The sequence below is a fragment of the Microbacterium sp. TWP3-1-2b2 genome (genome assembly GCF_049896145.1).
Taxonomy (GTDB): Bacteria; Actinomycetota; Actinomycetes; order Actinomycetales; family Microbacteriaceae; genus Microbacterium.
The window spans coordinates 2,779,705-2,796,421 of the sequence record NZ_JAFCTS010000001.1 but is presented as its reverse complement, the minus strand read 5'-3'; the positions used below and the strand labels follow the sequence as shown (position 1 = coordinate 2,796,421).

Annotated in this window: 19 protein-coding genes; 9 read left to right on the top strand and 10 right to left on the bottom strand. The window is 66.8% G+C overall.

All coding sequences use genetic code 11. From position 1 onward, the window contains the following. Positions 1-30 precede the first annotated feature (30 nt). The 6 genes from ACP7AR_RS13795 to ACP7AR_RS13770 all read left to right on the top strand — a co-directional run bounded on the left by ACP7AR_RS13795 (position 31) and on the right by ACP7AR_RS13770 (position 3,908). A complete protein-coding gene (locus ACP7AR_RS13795; RefSeq protein ID WP_426186852.1) occupies positions 31-279 on the top strand; it encodes a MoaD/ThiS family protein in 249 nt (82 codons plus the stop codon). Positions 280-286: 7 nt separating this feature from the next. Next, positions 287-1,579, top strand: a complete 1,293-nt coding sequence (gene glp / locus ACP7AR_RS13790; RefSeq protein ID WP_426186849.1) for a gephyrin-like molybdotransferase Glp — start codon at positions 287-289, stop codon at positions 1,577-1,579. Then, positions 1,572-2,042 carry a cyclic pyranopterin monophosphate synthase MoaC gene (moaC, locus tag ACP7AR_RS13785; RefSeq protein WP_426186846.1) on the top strand — a complete coding sequence of 157 codons (471 nt, stop codon included), beginning with the start codon at positions 1,572-1,574 and terminating at the stop codon, positions 2,040-2,042. The genes glp and moaC overlap by 8 nt, the downstream gene beginning before the upstream one ends. Then, positions 2,039-2,518 (top strand): MogA/MoaB family molybdenum cofactor biosynthesis protein, encoded by a 480-nt coding sequence (locus ACP7AR_RS13780; RefSeq protein WP_426186843.1) that lies wholly within the window; start codon positions 2,039-2,041, stop codon positions 2,516-2,518. The genes moaC and ACP7AR_RS13780 overlap by 4 nt, the downstream gene beginning before the upstream one ends. Positions 2,519-2,675: 157 nt before the next feature. Then, positions 2,676-3,311: a hypothetical protein gene (locus ACP7AR_RS13775; RefSeq protein WP_426186840.1), complete on the top strand. Its 636-nt coding sequence runs from the start codon at positions 2,676-2,678 to the stop codon at positions 3,309-3,311. A gap of 33 nt (positions 3,312-3,344) precedes the next feature. Further along, positions 3,345-3,908 (top strand): dihydrofolate reductase family protein, encoded by a 564-nt coding sequence (locus tag ACP7AR_RS13770; protein ID WP_426186837.1) that lies wholly within the window; start codon positions 3,345-3,347, stop codon positions 3,906-3,908. Between the two features lie 7 nt (positions 3,909-3,915). Here the strand turns inward: ACP7AR_RS13770 and ACP7AR_RS13765 are convergent, their stop codons facing one another. Beyond that, on the bottom strand, positions 3,916-5,295 hold the full coding sequence (locus tag ACP7AR_RS13765; RefSeq protein WP_426186834.1) for a reverse transcriptase family protein: 1,380 nt from the start codon (positions 5,293-5,295) through the stop codon (positions 3,916-3,918). Between the two features lie 294 nt (positions 5,296-5,589). Between ACP7AR_RS13765 and ACP7AR_RS13760 the strand changes: the two genes are divergently transcribed. Continuing rightward, positions 5,590-5,817: an RNA-binding S4 domain-containing protein gene (locus ACP7AR_RS13760; protein WP_426186831.1), complete on the top strand. Its 228-nt coding sequence runs from the start codon at positions 5,590-5,592 to the stop codon at positions 5,815-5,817. Between the two features lie 13 nt (positions 5,818-5,830). On the opposite strand, the gene ACP7AR_RS13755 is transcribed toward ACP7AR_RS13760, so the two are convergent. From ACP7AR_RS13755 to ACP7AR_RS13745, 3 genes are read right to left on the bottom strand one after another with little or no spacing between them, the layout of a single operon-like run. Then, the gene (locus ACP7AR_RS13755; RefSeq protein WP_426186828.1) at positions 5,831-6,436 is read right to left on the bottom strand and encodes a class I SAM-dependent methyltransferase; all 606 of its coding nucleotides are present in this window, start codon (positions 6,434-6,436) and stop codon (positions 5,831-5,833) included. A 33-nt stretch (positions 6,437-6,469) separates the two neighbouring features. Next, entirely contained in the window at positions 6,470-6,871 is a 402-nt protein-coding gene (locus ACP7AR_RS13750) for a hypothetical protein (RefSeq protein ID WP_426186825.1), read from the bottom strand. After that, positions 6,868-7,776: an RNA polymerase sigma-70 factor gene (locus tag ACP7AR_RS13745; RefSeq protein WP_426186822.1), complete on the bottom strand. Its 909-nt coding sequence runs from the start codon at positions 7,774-7,776 to the stop codon at positions 6,868-6,870. The genes ACP7AR_RS13750 and ACP7AR_RS13745 overlap by 4 nt, the downstream gene beginning before the upstream one ends. 170 nt (positions 7,777-7,946) lie before the next feature. Here ACP7AR_RS13745 and ACP7AR_RS13740 point away from each other — a divergent pair, with 170 nt between their 5' ends. After that, positions 7,947-8,762: an SDR family oxidoreductase gene (locus ACP7AR_RS13740; RefSeq protein WP_426186819.1), complete on the top strand. Its 816-nt coding sequence runs from the start codon at positions 7,947-7,949 to the stop codon at positions 8,760-8,762. Between the two features lie 43 nt (positions 8,763-8,805). Then, positions 8,806-9,561 carry an SDR family oxidoreductase gene (locus ACP7AR_RS13735; RefSeq protein ID WP_426186815.1) on the top strand — a complete coding sequence of 252 codons (756 nt, stop codon included), beginning with the start codon at positions 8,806-8,808 and terminating at the stop codon, positions 9,559-9,561. On the opposite strand, the gene ACP7AR_RS13730 is transcribed toward ACP7AR_RS13735, so the two are convergent. Genes ACP7AR_RS13730 through ACP7AR_RS13705 form a run of 6 tightly spaced genes read right to left on the bottom strand, consistent with a single transcriptional unit; the run spans position 9,456 to position 16,603 of the window. Then, complete coding sequence (locus ACP7AR_RS13730; protein ID WP_426186812.1) at positions 9,456-10,604, bottom strand: DNA glycosylase AlkZ-like family protein; 1,149 nt, start codon at positions 10,602-10,604, stop codon at positions 9,456-9,458. The genes ACP7AR_RS13735 and ACP7AR_RS13730 overlap by 106 nt on opposite strands. Positions 10,605-10,659: 55 nt before the next feature. Next, on the bottom strand, positions 10,660-10,971 hold the full coding sequence (locus ACP7AR_RS13725; protein WP_426186809.1) for a metal-sensitive transcriptional regulator: 312 nt from the start codon (positions 10,969-10,971) through the stop codon (positions 10,660-10,662). Between the two features lie 28 nt (positions 10,972-10,999). After that, the gene (locus ACP7AR_RS13720) at positions 11,000-13,087 is read right to left on the bottom strand and encodes a heavy metal translocating P-type ATPase (protein WP_426186806.1); all 2,088 of its coding nucleotides are present in this window, start codon (positions 13,085-13,087) and stop codon (positions 11,000-11,002) included. Positions 13,088-13,142: 55 nt separating this feature from the next. Then, on the bottom strand, positions 13,143-15,401 hold the full coding sequence (locus ACP7AR_RS13715) for a heavy metal translocating P-type ATPase (RefSeq protein WP_426186803.1): 2,259 nt from the start codon (positions 15,399-15,401) through the stop codon (positions 13,143-13,145). A gap of 39 nt (positions 15,402-15,440) precedes the next feature. Continuing rightward, positions 15,441-16,394, bottom strand: coding sequence for a heavy-metal-associated domain-containing protein (locus ACP7AR_RS13710; protein WP_426186800.1), 954 nt, complete (start codon positions 16,392-16,394; stop codon positions 15,441-15,443). Beyond that, positions 16,394-16,603, bottom strand: a complete 210-nt coding sequence (locus ACP7AR_RS13705; protein WP_426187755.1) for a heavy-metal-associated domain-containing protein — start codon at positions 16,601-16,603, stop codon at positions 16,394-16,396. Before ACP7AR_RS13705 ends, ACP7AR_RS13710 begins: the two co-directional genes overlap by 1 nt. Positions 16,604-16,717 lie beyond the last annotated feature (114 nt).

Below are 16,717 nucleotides of genomic sequence, written 5' to 3'. Positions count from 1 at the left end.
ACTTCCACCCCTTGGATTAGAATGGACAGCATGGCAATCGTGACGGTGCGATACTTCGCTGCCGCCTCCGAAGCAGCGGGTCGCGAGCAGGAAGAGCTCGATCTCGGCTCAGACTCGACGCTCGGCGGGCTGCGCGAGGTTCTGGTGCGCAACTACGGTGAGCCGATGGCGCGCGTGCTCCGTTCCGGCTCATTCCTCCTCGATGGCGTGGTGCGCAGGGATCCCGCCCATCCCACCGGTGCGCAGGTCGACATCCTTCCGCCGTTCGCCGGAGGGTGACGGCTCGATGACCGAGCCCGCAGCCACACCGTCCGAGCACGCCGAGGCCGTCGCCGCGCTGCTCGCCCCCGTCTTCGACACTCTCGCTGATGATTCACGCGCAGAGCTGGTCTCGTTGACTCCTGGCGCAGCGTACGGCCGCGTGCTGTCGACGGACGTGAAGAGTCCGATCACCGTGCCGCCGTTCACGAATTCGCAGATGGACGGATACGCCGTTCGGGCTGCAGATCTGGCATCCGCGAGCGCCGATTCACCGGCTCAGCTGCGCATCGGTGCGACCAGCGCCGCCGGTGACGCCGTGCACGAGCATGTTCCCGGTACGGCGGCTCCCGTGATGACCGGGGCGCCCATCCCCGCAGGCGCCGATGCGGTCGTGCCGATCGAGCTCGCTGACCCGCCCCGCTTCATCGGGATCGGCAGCGGTGCCGACGAGAGCCCTGCAGACACCACGGTCCGCTTCCACGCGCGCGTTGAGACAGGTGCGTTCGTGCGCGAGGCAGGCGCCGATCTTGCAGAGGGCTCGACGATCCTGCCTGCCGGTACGCGGCTCGGACCCGCGCAGTTGGGCTCGCTTGCTTCGGCGGGGATCACCGAGGTGCGAGTACGTGCGCGTCCTGTGGTGCTGCTGCTCTCCACCGGCCACGAACTGCGCGCGCCGGGCGACGCACTGGCCCCGGGACAGATCTACGATGCGAACACGGCTTCGCTGACCGCCGCCATGCAGGATGCCGGCGCGATCGTGCACTTCGCGTTCGCACCCGACGATGCTGCTGCCGTGCTCGACGCGATAGCGCAGCATCCGCACATCGACGTGATCGTCACCACCGGCGGTGTCAGCGCCGGTGCTTTCGAGGTGGTGCGCCATGCTCTGGAGCCTGCCGGTGTGCGCTTCGGCAAAGTCGCGATGCAGCCCGGCGGCCCGCAGGGCCTTGGTGACGCACGGCTGCGAACGGTCGGCGCAGGCGATCGCTCGGTGCCTGTCATAGCGTTCCCTGGCAATCCCGTCTCCGCACTGCTGTCTTTCGAGATGTTCCTCCGCCCGATTCTGCGCAGGGCCGCCGGACTCTCGCCCACTCGTCAGGTGCAGCGTGCGCCGTTGGCGGAGGCGCTCGACTCGCCCCGTGGCAAGCATCAGATCCGTCGAGGGAGATTCCGCGCAGACGGTAGCGTCGAGGTGGGAGCTCCCGGATCGCACCTGCTGCACGACTACGCGCGGGCCACGATCCTGGTGCACATTCCGGTCGGCGTCGATACGCTCCCCGCCGGCGCCGAGGTCGAGGTATGGAGAATCGATGAGTGACCTGACGCATCTGCGTTCTGACGGATCGGCCCACATGGTCGACGTCACCGACAAGGCGGTCACGCGCCGCGAGGCGCAGGCGCAGGCCGTGCTCGTCACGACCGAAGACGTCGTGGCGATGATCGCCGATGGTTCGCTGCCCAAGGGCGAAGCGCTCGGAACGGCGCGGCTGGCGGGCATCATGGGCGCCAAGCAGACGTCGAACCTGATTCCGCTGTGCCATCCGCTGCCCCTCACGAAGTTGTCGGTCGACCTCGAGCCGCAGGGCGATCGCGTGCGCATCGTCGCGACCGCCGTGACGAACGGGGTCACCGGCGTCGAGATGGAGGCGCTGACCGCGGCGAGCGTCGCCGCCCTGACGCTCTATGACATGATCAAGGCCGTCGACAACCGTGCCGTGATCACCGACGTGCTGGTGCTCGCGAAGTCGGGCGGCAAGAGCGGCGACTGGTCTCGCGAATGACCAGGCGCGCCGCGGTCCTCGTCGCGTCGACCCGCGCCGCTGCAGGGACGTATGAGGATCGCACCGGCCCGGTGATCGCGGATTGGCTGCGCGCTCGCGGTTTCGAGGTGGTCGGGCCGGTCATCGTTCCGGATGCCGCGATCGCCGCGTCACTCGCAGAACTGCTCGCCCAGCATCCGGACCTGCTCCTCACCACCGGCGGCACCGGCGTCTCACCCGATGATCGCACGCCGGAGGCGACCAGCGCGCTGCTGGACAAGGAGCTGCCGGGAATCGTCGAGGAAGTGCGCCGGCGCGGGGCGGAGGTCACGCCGACAGCGATCCTCAGCCGAGCGGTCGCCGGCATCGCCGGTCGCACGCTCGTGATGAATCTGCCAGGTTCCACCGGGGGCGTGCGCGACGGTCTCGCCGTGCTCGGCGACGTTCTCGATCATCTGCTCGACCAGATCTCCGGTGGAGACCACCCGACGCACTGAAGTCCACACGACGCGCGGTCATCGGTGCCCTGCTGCCGAATGAGTGCATCGGGGACAACCGTGACCAATGTCATGCCAAGTCAGGACTGTTCTGCACTTCTTCGCGCTCCAGGCCGCTTGTAGCGTCGATCGAACGGACGCAGAACGGGGATGACGAATGGTGCACAGAGCCAAGCCGGGAGACGATCACCCGCTGCAGCGCTACCGCTGGTGGCAGCTGTTCTCACGCTCGCTGTTCCATCTGCGCCTCGACGGCTTCGCCGACGTTCCGGAAGTCTGGTCGGTCGACGTCCGCCATGGTGGTGACTCGAACGGAGAGGTCTGGGCCCTGCTGTACCTCGACGGACGCAATCAGGCGCGCTCCAGGCTTCCCGCGGCGTTCCGCATCCCGGGCGGCACTATCGAAGTGGCCACGAGCAGCTACGGCCTCAAGCGCTGTCACTATGTCGCTGAGGACGGGACGACCCGGATGCTCGTACCTGACCCCGCCTCTGCCGAGGGGCGACGCGCTCGCCTCGGTCAGACCCGTCCGACCTTGAGTCGCGCCATCGGTGTCGTGTCTGTCGTGGTGCTCCTGATCGCGCTCGTGCTCGGTGTGCCGCAGATAGCCGAAGACATCACACGGATTCCTCCCGTCGCCGATGCTGTCGGCACGTTCGTCAGCCCGTTCCATCTTCCGGCGTGGACGAACATCTCACTGGTCGTCGCGGGACTCGTGGCGAGCACCGAGCGGGCTCTGCGCATGCGCTACAACTGGATACTCGACGGCGGCCTGTTCGACGGTGACGATTGACGTGGATGTTCTGAAGAATGGATGGAGAAGATCATGAGCAAAGTCGCGTGGGGATTCACCTGCTCGATCGACGGCTTCATCGCGGGCCCCGGTCACGACATGAGCTGGCTGTCAGCCTCGGAGCCGATGCCTGAGGCGATGACAGCGGGTATGGCGGGCGAGGTAGGAGTGATCATCTCGGGCAGATCCGGTTACGACGCCGCGAAGGCCCAGCAGGCCGAGCGCGACGAGATGACCTCCGAGGCGTACGGTGGCGCGTGGTCGGGAACCGAGTTCATCCTCACGCATCGACCGGAGGAGGTCGCGGACGATCCGGCGATCGTTCCGCTCAACGTCGACATCGTCGAGGCCATCCGCCGGGCGAAGGAGATCGCCGGCGGCAAGGACGTGCAGATCATCAGCGCGGACATCGCCCGTCAGGCGCTCGAACACGACCTCATCGACGAGCTTCAGGTCTTCGTCGCCCCGGTGTTCCTCGGCGACGGCACCCGCATCTTCGATGTTCCCGGCGGACGTCGCTACGACTGGGAGCTGGTCGAGATGTACGAGGGCGCGGAGCGTAGCTTCGGACGGACGTACCGGCCGAAGCGCGGCTAGTCGTCCGTCACCACCGGATGCGCAGGAACTCCTGGCGAAGCTTCTCGCCCCGTTCGGCATTCAGGCTCTCGACCCAGGAGACGCGCCCGAGGAGGTGAGCGCGAAAGTCGTCGAGCCGGCGGTGGTTCTGCGTGTGCGGGCCGTGCACGACGCAGTTGTGGATCGTCGCCTTCAGCCGGTCGTAGTCCGCCCGCGAGACGTTGATGTGCTGGTTGACGACGATTCCGGTGACGGTCTGCCGCACACCCTGGCGCCTGACTCTCGTCTTCCTCGCGTTGACCGAGTGCCCCTCGTCTCCGATGATCCGCTGCACGCCGCGGATGAAGGCATCCGGCCGCCTCGCGAGAGCGAGTCCGCCGCTGAACGCGAGGTCGTCCGCGTAGCGCGTGTACGTCGCGTCCGCGGCATCCGCCCATCCCGAAAGTCGGGAATCAAGACGCCGGACGGCGAGGTTCGCGAGCATCGGCGATGAGGGAGCGCCCTGCGGAAGATGGCTCGTGGCCAGAGCGCGGCGCAGCGCGAAGCGCTCCTCCGGCGAGCCGCCGGGAGGCATCGCGGCGAGCGTCCGCCGCGGGACGGCGTTCGTGCACAGACCGGTGATGACGTGAGCGACGGATTCCGAATGACCCGACTGGCGGAGCGTGCCGTATATGCGACCGGCCGTCACCCGAGCGAAGAACGTCGTCAGGTCGAGGGATATGACGATCTCGGATCCGACGTGGCGTGCGGCTCCGGTGCGCGCGCTGCGACCGGGGACGAAACCGTGGGCGGCGTGGCCCGCAGGGACGATGCCGAGCACACTGTTCAGGAGCTTCCGCTGTGCGCGGCGCATCCGTTCCTCCGGGATTTCCAGCAGTCTCGGGATCCGCCCTGGTCGTGGGCGCCACTCGTACCGGTAGTGATGCAGGGGCCCCGGCCGTGCGCGGCGATTCCACTGCTTCGTGTCGGCGAGCCACTGGAGTCGCCCGATGTCCAGATCGAGGAGGTCGGCGAGATCCGGGATGCTGTCGATGCGGGCAAGAGCGCCTGGGGTCGGGCGTGATGTCGACGGGCCGACGACGTGGTGATGGATCCGCAGCGGTGACCGGCGTTCATCGGCCTTGCGCACCGCTTCGCCGAAAGCCGGCGACTGAAGAATCAGTGCGGTGAGCAGCCGCGGGGCGTCGAGGGGCGGACGGACGAACGCGCTCATGATGTCGCTGACGAGCGGTGCGAGCCATCGTCGGCGCGCTCCCATGACGAATGCGCCGGCGTCGATCAACTCGCTCGCCGTCCAGACGTCTGCTGAGAGGAACGCGTCGGCCAGTGCCGCGGCGACGGCCGACGGCAGCGCGCGCGGCTTCCGTGCGAGAACGCGTGATGCGATCGTCGTCGCGGCGTCCGCCATCAGGAGACAGCCGACGAGGGCGCGGAGGGAGGATCGATATGCAGCGTGCGATGGCTCGCGTACGACCCGTCCATCAGTGCGGGCGCTGTACTGCGCGAAGCGCAGGGAGGCGCCTGCGGCGCTTCTTCCAGATCAAACTGCGTACCCCGGGGTGACCCCGGAGAGAGCGGAACACATCGTGAACCACTCGCCTCGTCCGCAAGCCATCGCACGGCGCCACGATAGCAAGGAACGCCGACATCTCGAGCGCATGGTCAGCATCCGGTCCCTCGCAAGGACGGTTAGCATTCAGGAATGACGAACGCTGATCAGATCGATGACGTGCCCATCGGGGGCGAGGTCATCCGCCTCGGGCAGTTCCTCAAATTCTCCGGCCTGCTCGACTCCGGCGGCAACGCCAAGGAGGTCATCATCGACGGCTATGTGAGCGTCAACGACGAGACGGAGCGTCGCCGTGGTCGACAGCTGCACGACGGCGACCTCGTCACGTTCGAGGGACGGACGGTTCGCGTTCGGCCGTGATCGCGGACAGCGATCACGGCGCCGGCTTGTGCCAGACCACCAGGTAGCGCCACATCGGCAGTCGGGACCAGGTGCTGCCGGGGAGTACCCGAGCGGCACTGCGCTTGACATCGCCGTACGTGTGAGGAGGCGGCCACACGATCGGGGCCGAGTGCTCCCAGATGCCGTGGCGGCGTTCGTACCGGGCCTGTTGCACCAGCCCGGCGACGTCGTAGAGGAAGTCGATCGCTCCCGATGACTTCGCCAGACCCACCACGGCGAGCACGCCGCCTGGCGAGGTGAGCCCGGCCAACCGGGTGAGGGTGCTGTCCAGGTCGGGCAGATGATGAAGAGTGGCCACTGAGGCCACCACGTCGAACGACTCCGGCAGAAACGGGTGGCTCATCACGTCCCCCTGGATCCAGCGCACGCCCGGATCTTCTGCACGTGCGGATTCCAGCACCGCGAGATCGATGTCGATTCCGGTCACGTCAGGCACACGCGCATGAAGGTCGGCGGCCAGCAGTCCGTTCCCGGTGCCGAAATCAAGCGCCGTGCGCGCTCCCGCCGGCACCACGTCGAGGATGCGGCGGTGATAGTGGATGTTGTTGTTCCACCGCGTCGTGCTCGCTTCCGTCATCCGTCCACCTTCGCACCTCGTCCCGACCCGCGCTCACTCCCGGTTCCAGTGGCGCAGCTTCTCCGGGTTGCAGACGACCCACACGCTCGACAGCAGCCCTGATCGCATCTCAGCCGTGACCGCTCCGACGACCGTTGCGCCACGCGTGAGCAGTAGCCCGGGCGCACTGTTGATCGATGCCATCGTGACCGACGTCTCTGACGTCATCAAGGCGAGCAACGCGGATGCGGCGGCGGAACGCCCTTCCAGCGGGGCGGACGCGGTAGGGACCATGCCCCCGCTGTCGATGGTCAGAACCACGTCCGGGCTGAGCACGGCGCGCACGACCTCCTGGTCGGCCGAGACCAAGGTGATCGCCAGCTCCTCCATCGTGGCCTCGTCAGGTGCACCACGCCGCCTCCGGCGTGCCCACGTCGGGTACTGCCGCCGGATCATGCCCCGACCGCGGCGACGTGCTGGAGCTTGAGCGGGCTCATCACCCAGAGGAGCTGACGGATGCCGTCGCTCGACGTCGTCAAGGTCACCATCGTGGTGACCTCTCCGTCTTCCGTGAGAGTCGCTGCCGGCTGGCCGTTCACCTGCACCCAGTCGATCGATTTTCCTGCCCAGAAATGGTGGGCGAACGCTGCGACGAATTTGGCCACCCGCCCACGCCCGAACACAGGTGTCCTGGCTGCGAGCTTCACCCCGTTGCCGTCCGTGTAGCTGACGACGTCGGCGGCGAAGAGGTTCTCGAGTTCTTGGGCGTCGCCCTTCTGCGCCGCAGTGAGGAACGCCTCGAGCAGCCTGCGCTGGGCAGATGGCTCGACCGTCACGTGACGAGTGGATTCCAGGTGTGCGCGTGCTCTGCTGACCAGTTGTCTGGCGCCGACGACGCTGGACGAGATCACCTCGGCGATACGCGGATACGGATAGTCGAAGGCCTCGCGCAGAATGTACGCCGCGCGCTCGGTCGGAGTCAGCTTCTCCAGTGTCAGCAGGATCGCGAACTGCAGCGCCTCGGCGCGCTCTGCGCCGAGAGCAGGGTCGTCGTCTGTGTTCACGGGCTCGGGAAGCCAGGGTCCGATATACGTCTCCCGCCGCGTGTGGGCGGATTGCAGGACGTTGATCGACAACCTCGTCGCGATCGTCGCCAGGAACGCCGCCGGCTCGAGAACTCCTGCCCGGTCGGTGTTCTGCCACCGGATCCAGGTGTCCTGCACGATGTCCTCCGCGTCGGCCACGGTGCCGAGCATCCGGTACGCGATTCCGAACAGGCGCCGGCGCTGCGCGGCGAAGATCTCGATCGCGTCGTCGAGGTCATCGGTTCGTTCTTGAGCGTCGTTCGTCACTGTCACCATTCGCCTTTCCCTCTCTCATGATCCATCCGCACGGCTCCTCTCGGAAGCTCTGACCGTGCAGTGCAGTGTTCTGTGACAGCTCAGCCAGGGCTCTGTCACAGATGAGAGGGCTGTCCGGTCCATCGAGTGAGGACAGACGTCCGTGACCAAATGACATTCGAAGGAGCGACATGAGAATCACAGTCATCGGCGGAACCGGTCTGATCGGCGCACGGCTGGTTCGTGCTCTGCGATCGGCCGGTCATGAGATCGTCGTCGCCGCGCGCTCGACCGGCGTCAACTCGTACACCGGCGAGGGGCTGGAAGGCGCTCTGGCCGGTGCGGAAGTGGTCGTCGACGTCTCCAACTCCTCGTACACCGACGAGGAGGGCGCCCGTGAGTTCTTCTTCACCTCCACGATGAATCTGCTCAGCTACGGCGAAGCGGCCGGTGTCGGCCATCACGTCGCACTGTCTGTGGTCGGCACCGATCGGCTGGCACGTGCCGAAGGCGGGTACTTCATCGCCAAGGAGCAGCAGGAGCGACTCATCTCAGCGTCGCAGAGACCGTTCTCGCTCGTGCACGCGACCCAGTTCTTCGAGTTCATCCGCAACATCACCGATCACGCCGTGCGCAGCGGTGTCGTGCGCGTCGCAGACGTGCTCATCCAGCCCATGGCCGCCGACGATGTCGCGGCAGCTGTCGCGCAGACGGCACTCGGCGAGCCGCTCTACGGCACGGTTGAGTTCGGCGGACCGGAGGTCTTCAGTCTCAACGAGCTGGCCGTGCTCGATCTGCGCTACCGCCAGGATGAGCGCGAGGTCGTTCCCGACCCCCTCGGCACGTACTTCGGCGCCCGGCTGGCGCGTCGCGACCTGCTTCCCGAGGCGACAGCCACCATCGCGTCGACGCGGTACCACGACTGGCGTGTGCAGAGCTCGGTCGAGTCGCGCCCCGAGTCGGATGGCCGCACGTCCGTCACATCTGCTGGCGCACCGCTGTCTTAGCTGACGGATGCCACAAGGCACCCACGAATCGAAAGGCATGAAAATGGCAAAGATCGTCGTCATCGGAGGCACCGGCCTCATCGGCTCGAAGGTCGTCGCGAAGCTCACAGAGCACGGCCACGAGGCCGTGGCCGCATCGCCCAACACGGGGGTCAATACGCTCACCGGCGAAGGTCTCGCCGAAGTACTCGCCGGTGCGAACGTGGTCGTCGACGTGTCCAACTCGCCGTCCTTCGCACCGGATGATGTGCTGGAGTTCTTCACCACCTCGACCCGCAACCTCCTCGAGGCCGAGGCGGCCGCTGGCGTCGACCACCACGTCGCGCTCACGATCGTCGGCACGAACCGCCCGCAGAGCATCCCCTACTTCGCGGCGAAGGTCGCGCAGGAGAAGCTCATCCGCGAATCCGGCATCGACTACTCCCTCGTGCACGCCACCCAGTTCTTCGAGTTCGTCGGGAGCATCGCCGACATCTCGACCGATGGAGACACTGTGCGCCTTCCCGGCGCGCTCATCCAGCCCATCGCTGCCGAAGACGTCGCCACAGCCGTGGCGCGTGCGGCAGCCGGCACGCCTCTCGGTGATGTCGAGATCGCCGGACCGGAGGCCTTCGGGATGGACGAGTTCATCCGCCGCGGGCTGACATTCCGCAAAGACCCCCGTACTGTCGTACGCGACGACGATGCTACGTACTACGGCGCCAGGATCGAGGAACGCACACTCATCCCGCTCGACGACGCGGAGATCTTCGAGACCCGCCTGGATGAGTGGCTGCCCCTCAACCCGCCGCGCAAGTAGCGCGCATGCGATGAGTGCGCTGCGTGGTGGGTGCGTCGAGGGATGGTGCACCCGCCGCGCTCGCATGCCGCCCCGGGATTTCGACACCGTCGTACTCGGACCGACTCACCAGGGGTCTTCCACTCCCACGCCGAGCCAACCGGCCAGATCAGTGAGCTCAGCGCGCACCATATCCTTCTCTTGAACTGCTCCAGAACGTAGGTGAAGTCGAACAGCTCGGTCAGCCGGCCACGGTCATACAGCACGCTGTCGTACGGATTGAGGAAGCTCGCTCGCCCGCCAGGCTCATCCCGCTCGAGCACGGCGAGCGCGACCGGATCGACGCGGAACTTCCACCGACTGCCCTCGACCGTTGCCGGTTCGCCGGCCTCTTCGCCCACTCCGTTCCAATGCCGGTGCGGTTTCGCGATTCCCGCCGCCTGCAGATGACGTTCTTCGAGCAGGTGTGCGACTTCGTCGTCGCCGTACTCGGGGAGATCCTTCGGATACACCCGCTCGGCCAGGTCCCACACACGTTGGCGACCCTCCCGCCGTGTGATCGCGACCTCACCCTGTCGCATCAGGAACTCCAGCATGTGAACCGCCTGGTTCGGCCCGTACCAGCCATCAGGTGCGCGTCGGACCTGCGCAGTGTCCGGGATGTCGCCGGCCATCAGCGGGCCCTCCGCACGAAGATGCGCGAGCACCTCGCGGCGGAACTTCTCGTTCGCCGCAAGCCACTCGCGGCTCCTGTCGTGCGTCGGCCACCGGCGCATGGCGGGCAGCATCAGAGGCAGCAGACTCATCGGCCGAAACGCACCGTCGAACTCGAACAGCATCCGATCGTCCTCGACCGCCCTGCGAAGCTGGGTGGTCTCGTATCCCCACCCGATGCGCGACCACAGCACAGTGTGCTCGCATGACGCGATCACGGCTGTCGGGTCGATCTTGATCGCACCGAGGCGTTCGGCCACCTCGACGACGTCACCCGGACGGTCGGCATCCAGTGCCTGCGCGCGCAGCACAAGACGCCGCGCCTGCCCCCGCGTCAGCTGATGCGTCACGGCTTCCACAGTAGCCACAGACGCTCATCCAGGCATGGGCCATCATGTGACGCGGTCAGGAGCGCACGAGACGCGCGATCGCGTCGGATGCTTCCTTGATCTTCTCCTCGGCGTCCGCCGAGTCCATGCGGGCCGCGTCCAGGACGCAGTGCTTGAGGTGATCATCGAGGAGCCCGACGGCCACGGCCTGCAGGGCGCTGGTGAGCGCGCTGATCTGGGTGAGGATGTCGATGCAGTACTTCTCGTCATCGACCATCTTCGTCACGCCGCGCGCCTGGCCCTCGATACGGCGCATCCGGTTCAGGTACTTCTCCTTGTCGGTGATGTAGCCGTGGGCATGTTCTTCGGTCGTCGCCTGCGCGGTCATGTCTGATCCTTCGTTCGGTGGTGAGTGCTCAACGGTCCAGAACGGCCCGTGTGCTGGCTTCGGGGGTGAGATCGATGCGCCGCAGCAGCTGCGCGTTGAGGGCGACGACCACCGTCGACAGGGACATCAGAACAGCCCCGATCGACATGGGAAGCACGAAGCCGACGGGCGCGAGCACTCCTGCCGCCAGGGGCACCGAGAGGAGGTTGTACCCGGCGGCCCACCACAGATTCTGCTTCATCTTGCGGTACGCAGCACGGGAGAGCTCGATGACGGAGATCACCGACCGCGGGTCGGAACTGGCAAGGATCACGCCGGCGGAAGCGATGGCGACGTCCGTTCCCGCGCCGATGGCGATCCCGACGTCGGCTTGTGCGAGAGCGGGGGCATCGTTCACGCCGTCCCCGACCATCGCGACCTTCTTGCCCTCCGCCTGAAGCTCCTTGACCTTCGCCGATTTGTCTTCGGGACGCACGCCGGCGAACACGCGGTCGATGCCGAGATCCGCTGCCACCGATTCTGCGACGGCTTGGGCGTCGCCGGTGATCATGACGACCTCGACGCCGAGCCTGTGCAGTGCGTCGACCGCCTGTCTCGATTCGGGACGCACCTCGTCGGCGAGTTTCAGGCCGCCCATCACCTTCCCATCGACGACCACGTGGAGGATGATGGCTCCCTCGCGTCGCCATTCATCCGCGGCCGGGATCTCCTGCCCTCCGACCTCATCGAGGAGCTTCGGTCCGCCGACGCGGATCTCGCTGCCGTCGACGCTCGCCGTCACACCCACCGCGGGCGATGAGGTGAACCCGGCCGCACCGAGCAGCGTCAAGCCCTTCTCCTGCGCGGCGCGCACGATGGCGTGGGCCAGGGGGTGCTCGCTGTCGGCCTCGGCGGATGCGGCGAGGAGGAGGAGTCGATCGGCGTCGACGTCACCGGTCGGCGCGACGGACGTGACGGTGGGCGCCCCCTTGGTGAGGGTGCCCGTCTTGTCGAACAGAACCGCGTCGACCGTGCGCATGCTCTCCAGCGCCAGGCGGTCCTTGACGAGCACGCCACCGCGGGCTGCGCGCTCCGTGGCGATCGACACGACCAAGGGGATCGCCAAGCCCAGCGCGTGAGGGCAGGCGATGACCAGCACGGTGATACTTCGCACCACGGCGTCATCCGGATTGCCGACGAGGGTCCACACCGCTGCAGTGACGGCGGCCGACAGCAGTGCGAACCAGAACAGCAGGGCCGCGGCACGATCGGCGATCCGCTGCGCGCGTGAGGAGGAGTTCTGAGCTTCGGTCACCAGACGCTGGATGCCGGCCAGCGCGGTGTCGTCACCGGTGGCCGTGATCTCGACGCGGAGCCCGGAGTCGGTCGCGACGGTTCCTGCCGTCACCGCATCACCCGACGCTCGGGTGACCGGGCGCGACTCGCCCGTCACCATCGACTCGTCCATCGCGGCGGCTCCATCGACGATGCGGCCGTCTGCAGGAACGCTTCCGCCAGGTCGGACGACGACCAGGTCGCCGACGACGAGGTCCCCCGGCGAGACCTTGACGACCTCGCCGCCCTCAAGCCGCTCCGCCTCATCAGGAAGGAGAGCGGCGAGCGAGTCGAGCGCGGATGTCGTCTGCGCGAGTGACCGCATCTCGATCCAGTGACCGAGCAGCATGATGACGATCAGGAGCGCGAGCTCCCACCAGAACTCGAGCTCATGGTGGAGGATGCCGAGGGTGGCGCCCCACGATGCGAAGAAAGCGACGGTGATGGCGAGCCCGATCAGCAGCATCATCCCCGGCTTGCGCGTCCTGATCTCGCTGAGGGCGCCGGTGAGGAACGGCCACCCGCCCCACACGTACATGACGGTGCCGAGGATGGGGGCGATGAGGCGCGCCCATCCGGGCACCCCGTAACCGAGGATCATCGCGAACATCGGCGAGAGCGCCACGACCGGCACCGCGATGACGAGATTGATCCAGAACAGGCGTCGGAACTGCCCCACGTGATCACCGTGACCGGCGTGACCGGCGTGACCGGTCTGTCCCTCGTGAACCTCGTGAACCTCGTGGACATCGGCACTGTTCGCCGTCGATGCATGGTTGTGGTGTGCGTGCGGATCGGTCATCAGCGTTCCTTCCACGGAGACTTATGCCATGCTCGCGTATCGTTCGGATCGGATGTCATCGCGTGATGCTCTTGAAGCCGCGCAGTCTGAGGCTGTTGCCGACCACGAAGACGCTGGACAGTGCCATGGCTGCGCCGGCGAGCATCGGGTTGAGCAGTCCGAGCGCGGCGACGGGGATCGCGGCGACGTTGTAGGCGAAGGCCCAGAACAGGTTGGTCTTGATGGTCCCGAGGGTCTTCCGCGACAAGCGGATGGCGTCGACGGCACTACGGAGGTCACCGCGGACCAGCGTGATATCGGATGCTTCGATCGCGACGTCGGTTCCCGTACCCATCGCCAAGCCGAGGTCTGCCTGTGCGAGGGCGGGCGCGTCGTTCACGCCGTCGCCGACCATCGCGACGGTCTTCCCCTCGGACTGCAGGCGGGTGATCACATCCACCTTGTCCTTCGGCAGCACTTCGGCGATCACCTCGTCGATGCCGACCTCCAGGGCGATCTGTCGCGCGACGGCCTCGTTGTCGCCGGTGAGGAGCACCGGGGTGAGCCCGATGGCCTTCAGCTGCGCGATGGCTTCGGCGCTCGTGGGCTTCACGGTGTCGGCGACCACGAGGATGCCGCGGGCCTGCCCGTCCCAGCCCACGGCGACGACCGTCTTGCCTTCGCCTTCCGCTCGCGCCTTCGCGGAGGCGACCTCACGGCTGAGCTGCTGCGACCATTCGGCGAGAAGCGATTCGCGACCGACGATGACCGCTCGGCCGTCCACGACTCCCTGCACGCCCTTGCCCTCGATGTTCGTGAAGCCCTCGACCGTGGCGAGGACTCCGATCTCTTGAGTGGCGCCTTTCGCGATCGCCTGGGCGATGGGGTGCTCTGAGGCATCCTCGAGCGCTCCAGCGAGACGCAGCAGCTCGGCGCGGTCGTTCCCCGCCTCGAGCACGACGTCCACGAGCGTCATCCTCCCGCTCGTGACCGTACCCGTCTTGTCCAGAACGACGGTGTCGACCTTGCGAGTGGATTCGAGGACCTCAGGCCCCTTGATGAGAATGCCCATCTGGGCGCCCCGGCCCGTTCCTACGAGCAGGGCAGTAGGGGTGGCGAGGCCCAGAGCGCATGGGCAGGCGATGACGAGCACGGCGACCGCGGCCGTGAAGGCCGCCGCTACGGGGAAGCCCGCACCGAGCCAGCCGCCGAGAGCGACGACCGCGATGACGATCACGATCGGGACGAAGACGCCCGAGATCCGGTCGGCGAGTCGCTGGACTTCGGCCTTGCCGGTCTGTGCATCCTCAACGAGCCGCGCCATCTGGGCGAGCTGGGTGTCGGAGCCGATCCGTGTCGCCCTGACCACGAGTCGACCGCCGGCGTTCACCGTCGCTCCCGTGACCGCGTCGCCCTCGCTGACCTCTACCGGCACGGACTCACCGGTCAGCATGGAGGCATCGACGGCAGAGGTGCCGGACGCGACGATTCCGTCGGTGGCGATCTTCTCGCCAGGACGGACGATGAACTCATCGCCGACCCGCAGCTCTTCGACGGGAATCTTCGTCTCGATGCCGTCGCGGAGTACGGCGACTTCCTTCGCCCCGAGTTCGAGCAGTGCGCGCAGTGCGGCACCGGCCTGACGCTTGGAGCGCTTCTCGAAGTAGCGGCCGGCGAGGATGAACATCGTCACCCCGGCACCGACTTCGAGGTAGATGTTCGCGGCACCGTCGGACGGCGCAAGTGTGAACTCGAAGGGATGCACCATGCCCGGGGTGCCCGCGGTGCCGAAGAACAGCGCGTACAGCGACCACAGGAACGCCGCGCTGGTGCCCATCGAGATGAGCGTGTCCATCGTGGCCGCACCGTGCTTGAGGTTCGTCCACGCCGCTGTGTGGAACGGGAGCGCGCTCCAGACGATGACCGGCGCTGCGAGCGCCAGCGAAGCCCACTGCCAGTAGGTGAACTGGAACGCGGGCACCATGGCCATGGCGATGACGGGAATCGTCAGCAGCACCGTGACGATGAGACGGGTGCGCAGCGAGTCGAGCTCGGGGTCGCTCTCGCCCTCCTCTTCCTCAGCACCCTTGGCGTTCCTCGGGGCGGGGAGGGCCGCGGTGTAGCCGGTCTTCTCGACCTCGGCGATCAGTGCAGCAGCGTCGTACCCATCGGGGACGGTGACCTTGGCCTTCTCGGTGGCGTAGTTCACGGTGGCCGTGATGCCGTCGAGCTTGTTCAGCTTCTTCTCGATCCGCATCGCGCAGGAGGCGCAGGTCATGCCGCCGATCTCCAACTCGATGCCAGTCGTCCCGCTCGCGGGTGCTGATGTGCTCATGTGATTTCCTTCGTGAGTTCGGGCCATCTGACCTTCGGGTCAGTGCCCGTCCGAATGCGTCTGGTCGTCGGAACTCTCTGAGTCGTCCGCGTGGTCGCCGTGCGCGACGTCGAGGACGAACTCGGCGGTATGGACGGCGCCGTCGACCTGGAAGTCCAGGTACAGAAGATAGCGGCCGGCAGTCGGAGCCTCCGCACCGAACCCGACCTCCGGCCCTGCGGTCTCGCCGGCGCGAGGTTCGTCGCCTTCCGCGTGGACGTGGAGGTAGGCCAGATCGCCCTCACGCAGTGCGACGAGGTGGCCGAAAGCGCCGAGGTACGGCTCGAGCGTGGTGACCGGCTCGCCATCGCGGGAGACGGTGACGGTCAGATCGCCGGCCGAGCCGGCGACCAGTTCGCCGTCCAGCTCCACGGTGAATCCGTCGACCACGTCGACGCGGCTCGCCTCGGTGGGCACCGAGGCGAAGGCCCCATCGACGTGGATGGTCTGTGTCAGCGTGACGCCCGTGGCGTCTTCGCCTTCGGGGGTGAAGTCGGCGAAGGCGCGGTAGCTGCCCGCCTCGTGCCACGTCCACGGGATCGTCCAGGTGCCGTCGGCATCCATCGTGGGGTGCACGTGCCGGAACTCTGAACCGTCACTGCGGACGATGATGAGGTGCAGCTTCTTGTCGTGCGCTTCTGCGAACTCGGTGACGATCGAGCCGTCGGTCTCCTCCACACGGAAACTGAGGTTTCCTTCTTCATCGGTGGCGTGCGGTGCACTCACCGGAGAGAGGACCATCCCGCCGTCGGACAGTGAGAGGCCCTTGAGTGACGTCACTGCGGGCTGTGTCTTCGAGTCGCTGTGTCCTTCGTCGTGCGATCGCACTGTGTCCCCTTCCGTCCAGCCTGCGACGAGACTCTGGGGGACGAGCAGGCCGGCGAGTCCGAACGCGGCGCCGAACGCCACCACCAGACCTCCTGTGAACAGTCCCAATCGTGCTCCGGCGTTCATCAGATGCGCTCGGCCGAGTAGCCGGCCTCCTCGACAGCAGCGAGGATCTTGTCATTGTCGAGGTCGCCGTGGGAGCTCACGACGAGCTTGCCGGTCTGTGCGCTGACCTGAATCTCCTGTACTCCCGCGATCTGACTGACTTCTTCTCGGACCGACATCTCGCAGTGCCCGCACGTCATGCCCGTCACCTGGTACTCGCTGGTGCTGATGGTCATGGTGTTCTCCTTCGAGTTGGGATACCCCTACCGGGTACCTGTAATCCAACGTAGCGGCGTCGGGGGTATTCCCGCAACCGGCACATCAGCGTCGTGTGACAGATTGGG

Excerpts from the sequence above, each read along its gene's own strand:
- ACP7AR_RS13795 (WP_426186852.1), top strand. The coding sequence starts at position 31 with ATGGCAATCGTGACGGTGCGATACTTCGCTGCCGCCTCCGAAGCAGCG.
- glp (WP_426186849.1), top strand. The coding sequence starts at position 287 with ATGACCGAGCCCGCAGCCACACCGTCCGAGCACGCCGAGGCCGTCGCC.
- moaC (WP_426186846.1), top strand. The coding sequence starts at position 1,572 with ATGAGTGACCTGACGCATCTGCGTTCTGACGGATCGGCCCACATGGTC.
- ACP7AR_RS13780 (WP_426186843.1), top strand. The coding sequence starts at position 2,039 with ATGACCAGGCGCGCCGCGGTCCTCGTCGCGTCGACCCGCGCCGCTGCA.
- ACP7AR_RS13775 (WP_426186840.1), top strand. The coding sequence starts at position 2,676 with ATGGTGCACAGAGCCAAGCCGGGAGACGATCACCCGCTGCAGCGCTAC.
- ACP7AR_RS13770 (WP_426186837.1), top strand. The coding sequence starts at position 3,345 with ATGAGCAAAGTCGCGTGGGGATTCACCTGCTCGATCGACGGCTTCATC.
- ACP7AR_RS13765 (WP_426186834.1), bottom strand. The coding sequence starts at position 5,295 with ATGGCGGACGCCGCGACGACGATCGCATCACGCGTTCTCGCACGGAAG.
- ACP7AR_RS13760 (WP_426186831.1), top strand. The coding sequence starts at position 5,590 with ATGACGAACGCTGATCAGATCGATGACGTGCCCATCGGGGGCGAGGTC.
- ACP7AR_RS13755 (WP_426186828.1), bottom strand. The coding sequence starts at position 6,436 with ATGACGGAAGCGAGCACGACGCGGTGGAACAACAACATCCACTATCAC.
- ACP7AR_RS13750 (WP_426186825.1), bottom strand. The coding sequence starts at position 6,871 with ATGATCCGGCGGCAGTACCCGACGTGGGCACGCCGGAGGCGGCGTGGT.
- ACP7AR_RS13745 (WP_426186822.1), bottom strand. The coding sequence starts at position 7,776 with ATGGTGACAGTGACGAACGACGCTCAAGAACGAACCGATGACCTCGAC.
- ACP7AR_RS13740 (WP_426186819.1), top strand. The coding sequence starts at position 7,947 with ATGAGAATCACAGTCATCGGCGGAACCGGTCTGATCGGCGCACGGCTG.
- ACP7AR_RS13735 (WP_426186815.1), top strand. The coding sequence starts at position 8,806 with ATGGCAAAGATCGTCGTCATCGGAGGCACCGGCCTCATCGGCTCGAAG.
- ACP7AR_RS13725 (WP_426186809.1), bottom strand. The coding sequence starts at position 10,971 with ATGACCGCGCAGGCGACGACCGAAGAACATGCCCACGGCTACATCACC.
- ACP7AR_RS13720 (WP_426186806.1), bottom strand. The coding sequence starts at position 13,087 with ATGACCGATCCGCACGCACACCACAACCATGCATCGACGGCGAACAGT.
- ACP7AR_RS13715 (WP_426186803.1), bottom strand. The coding sequence starts at position 15,401 with ATGAGCACATCAGCACCCGCGAGCGGGACGACTGGCATCGAGTTGGAG.
- ACP7AR_RS13710 (WP_426186800.1), bottom strand. The coding sequence starts at position 16,394 with ATGAACGCCGGAGCACGATTGGGACTGTTCACAGGAGGTCTGGTGGTG.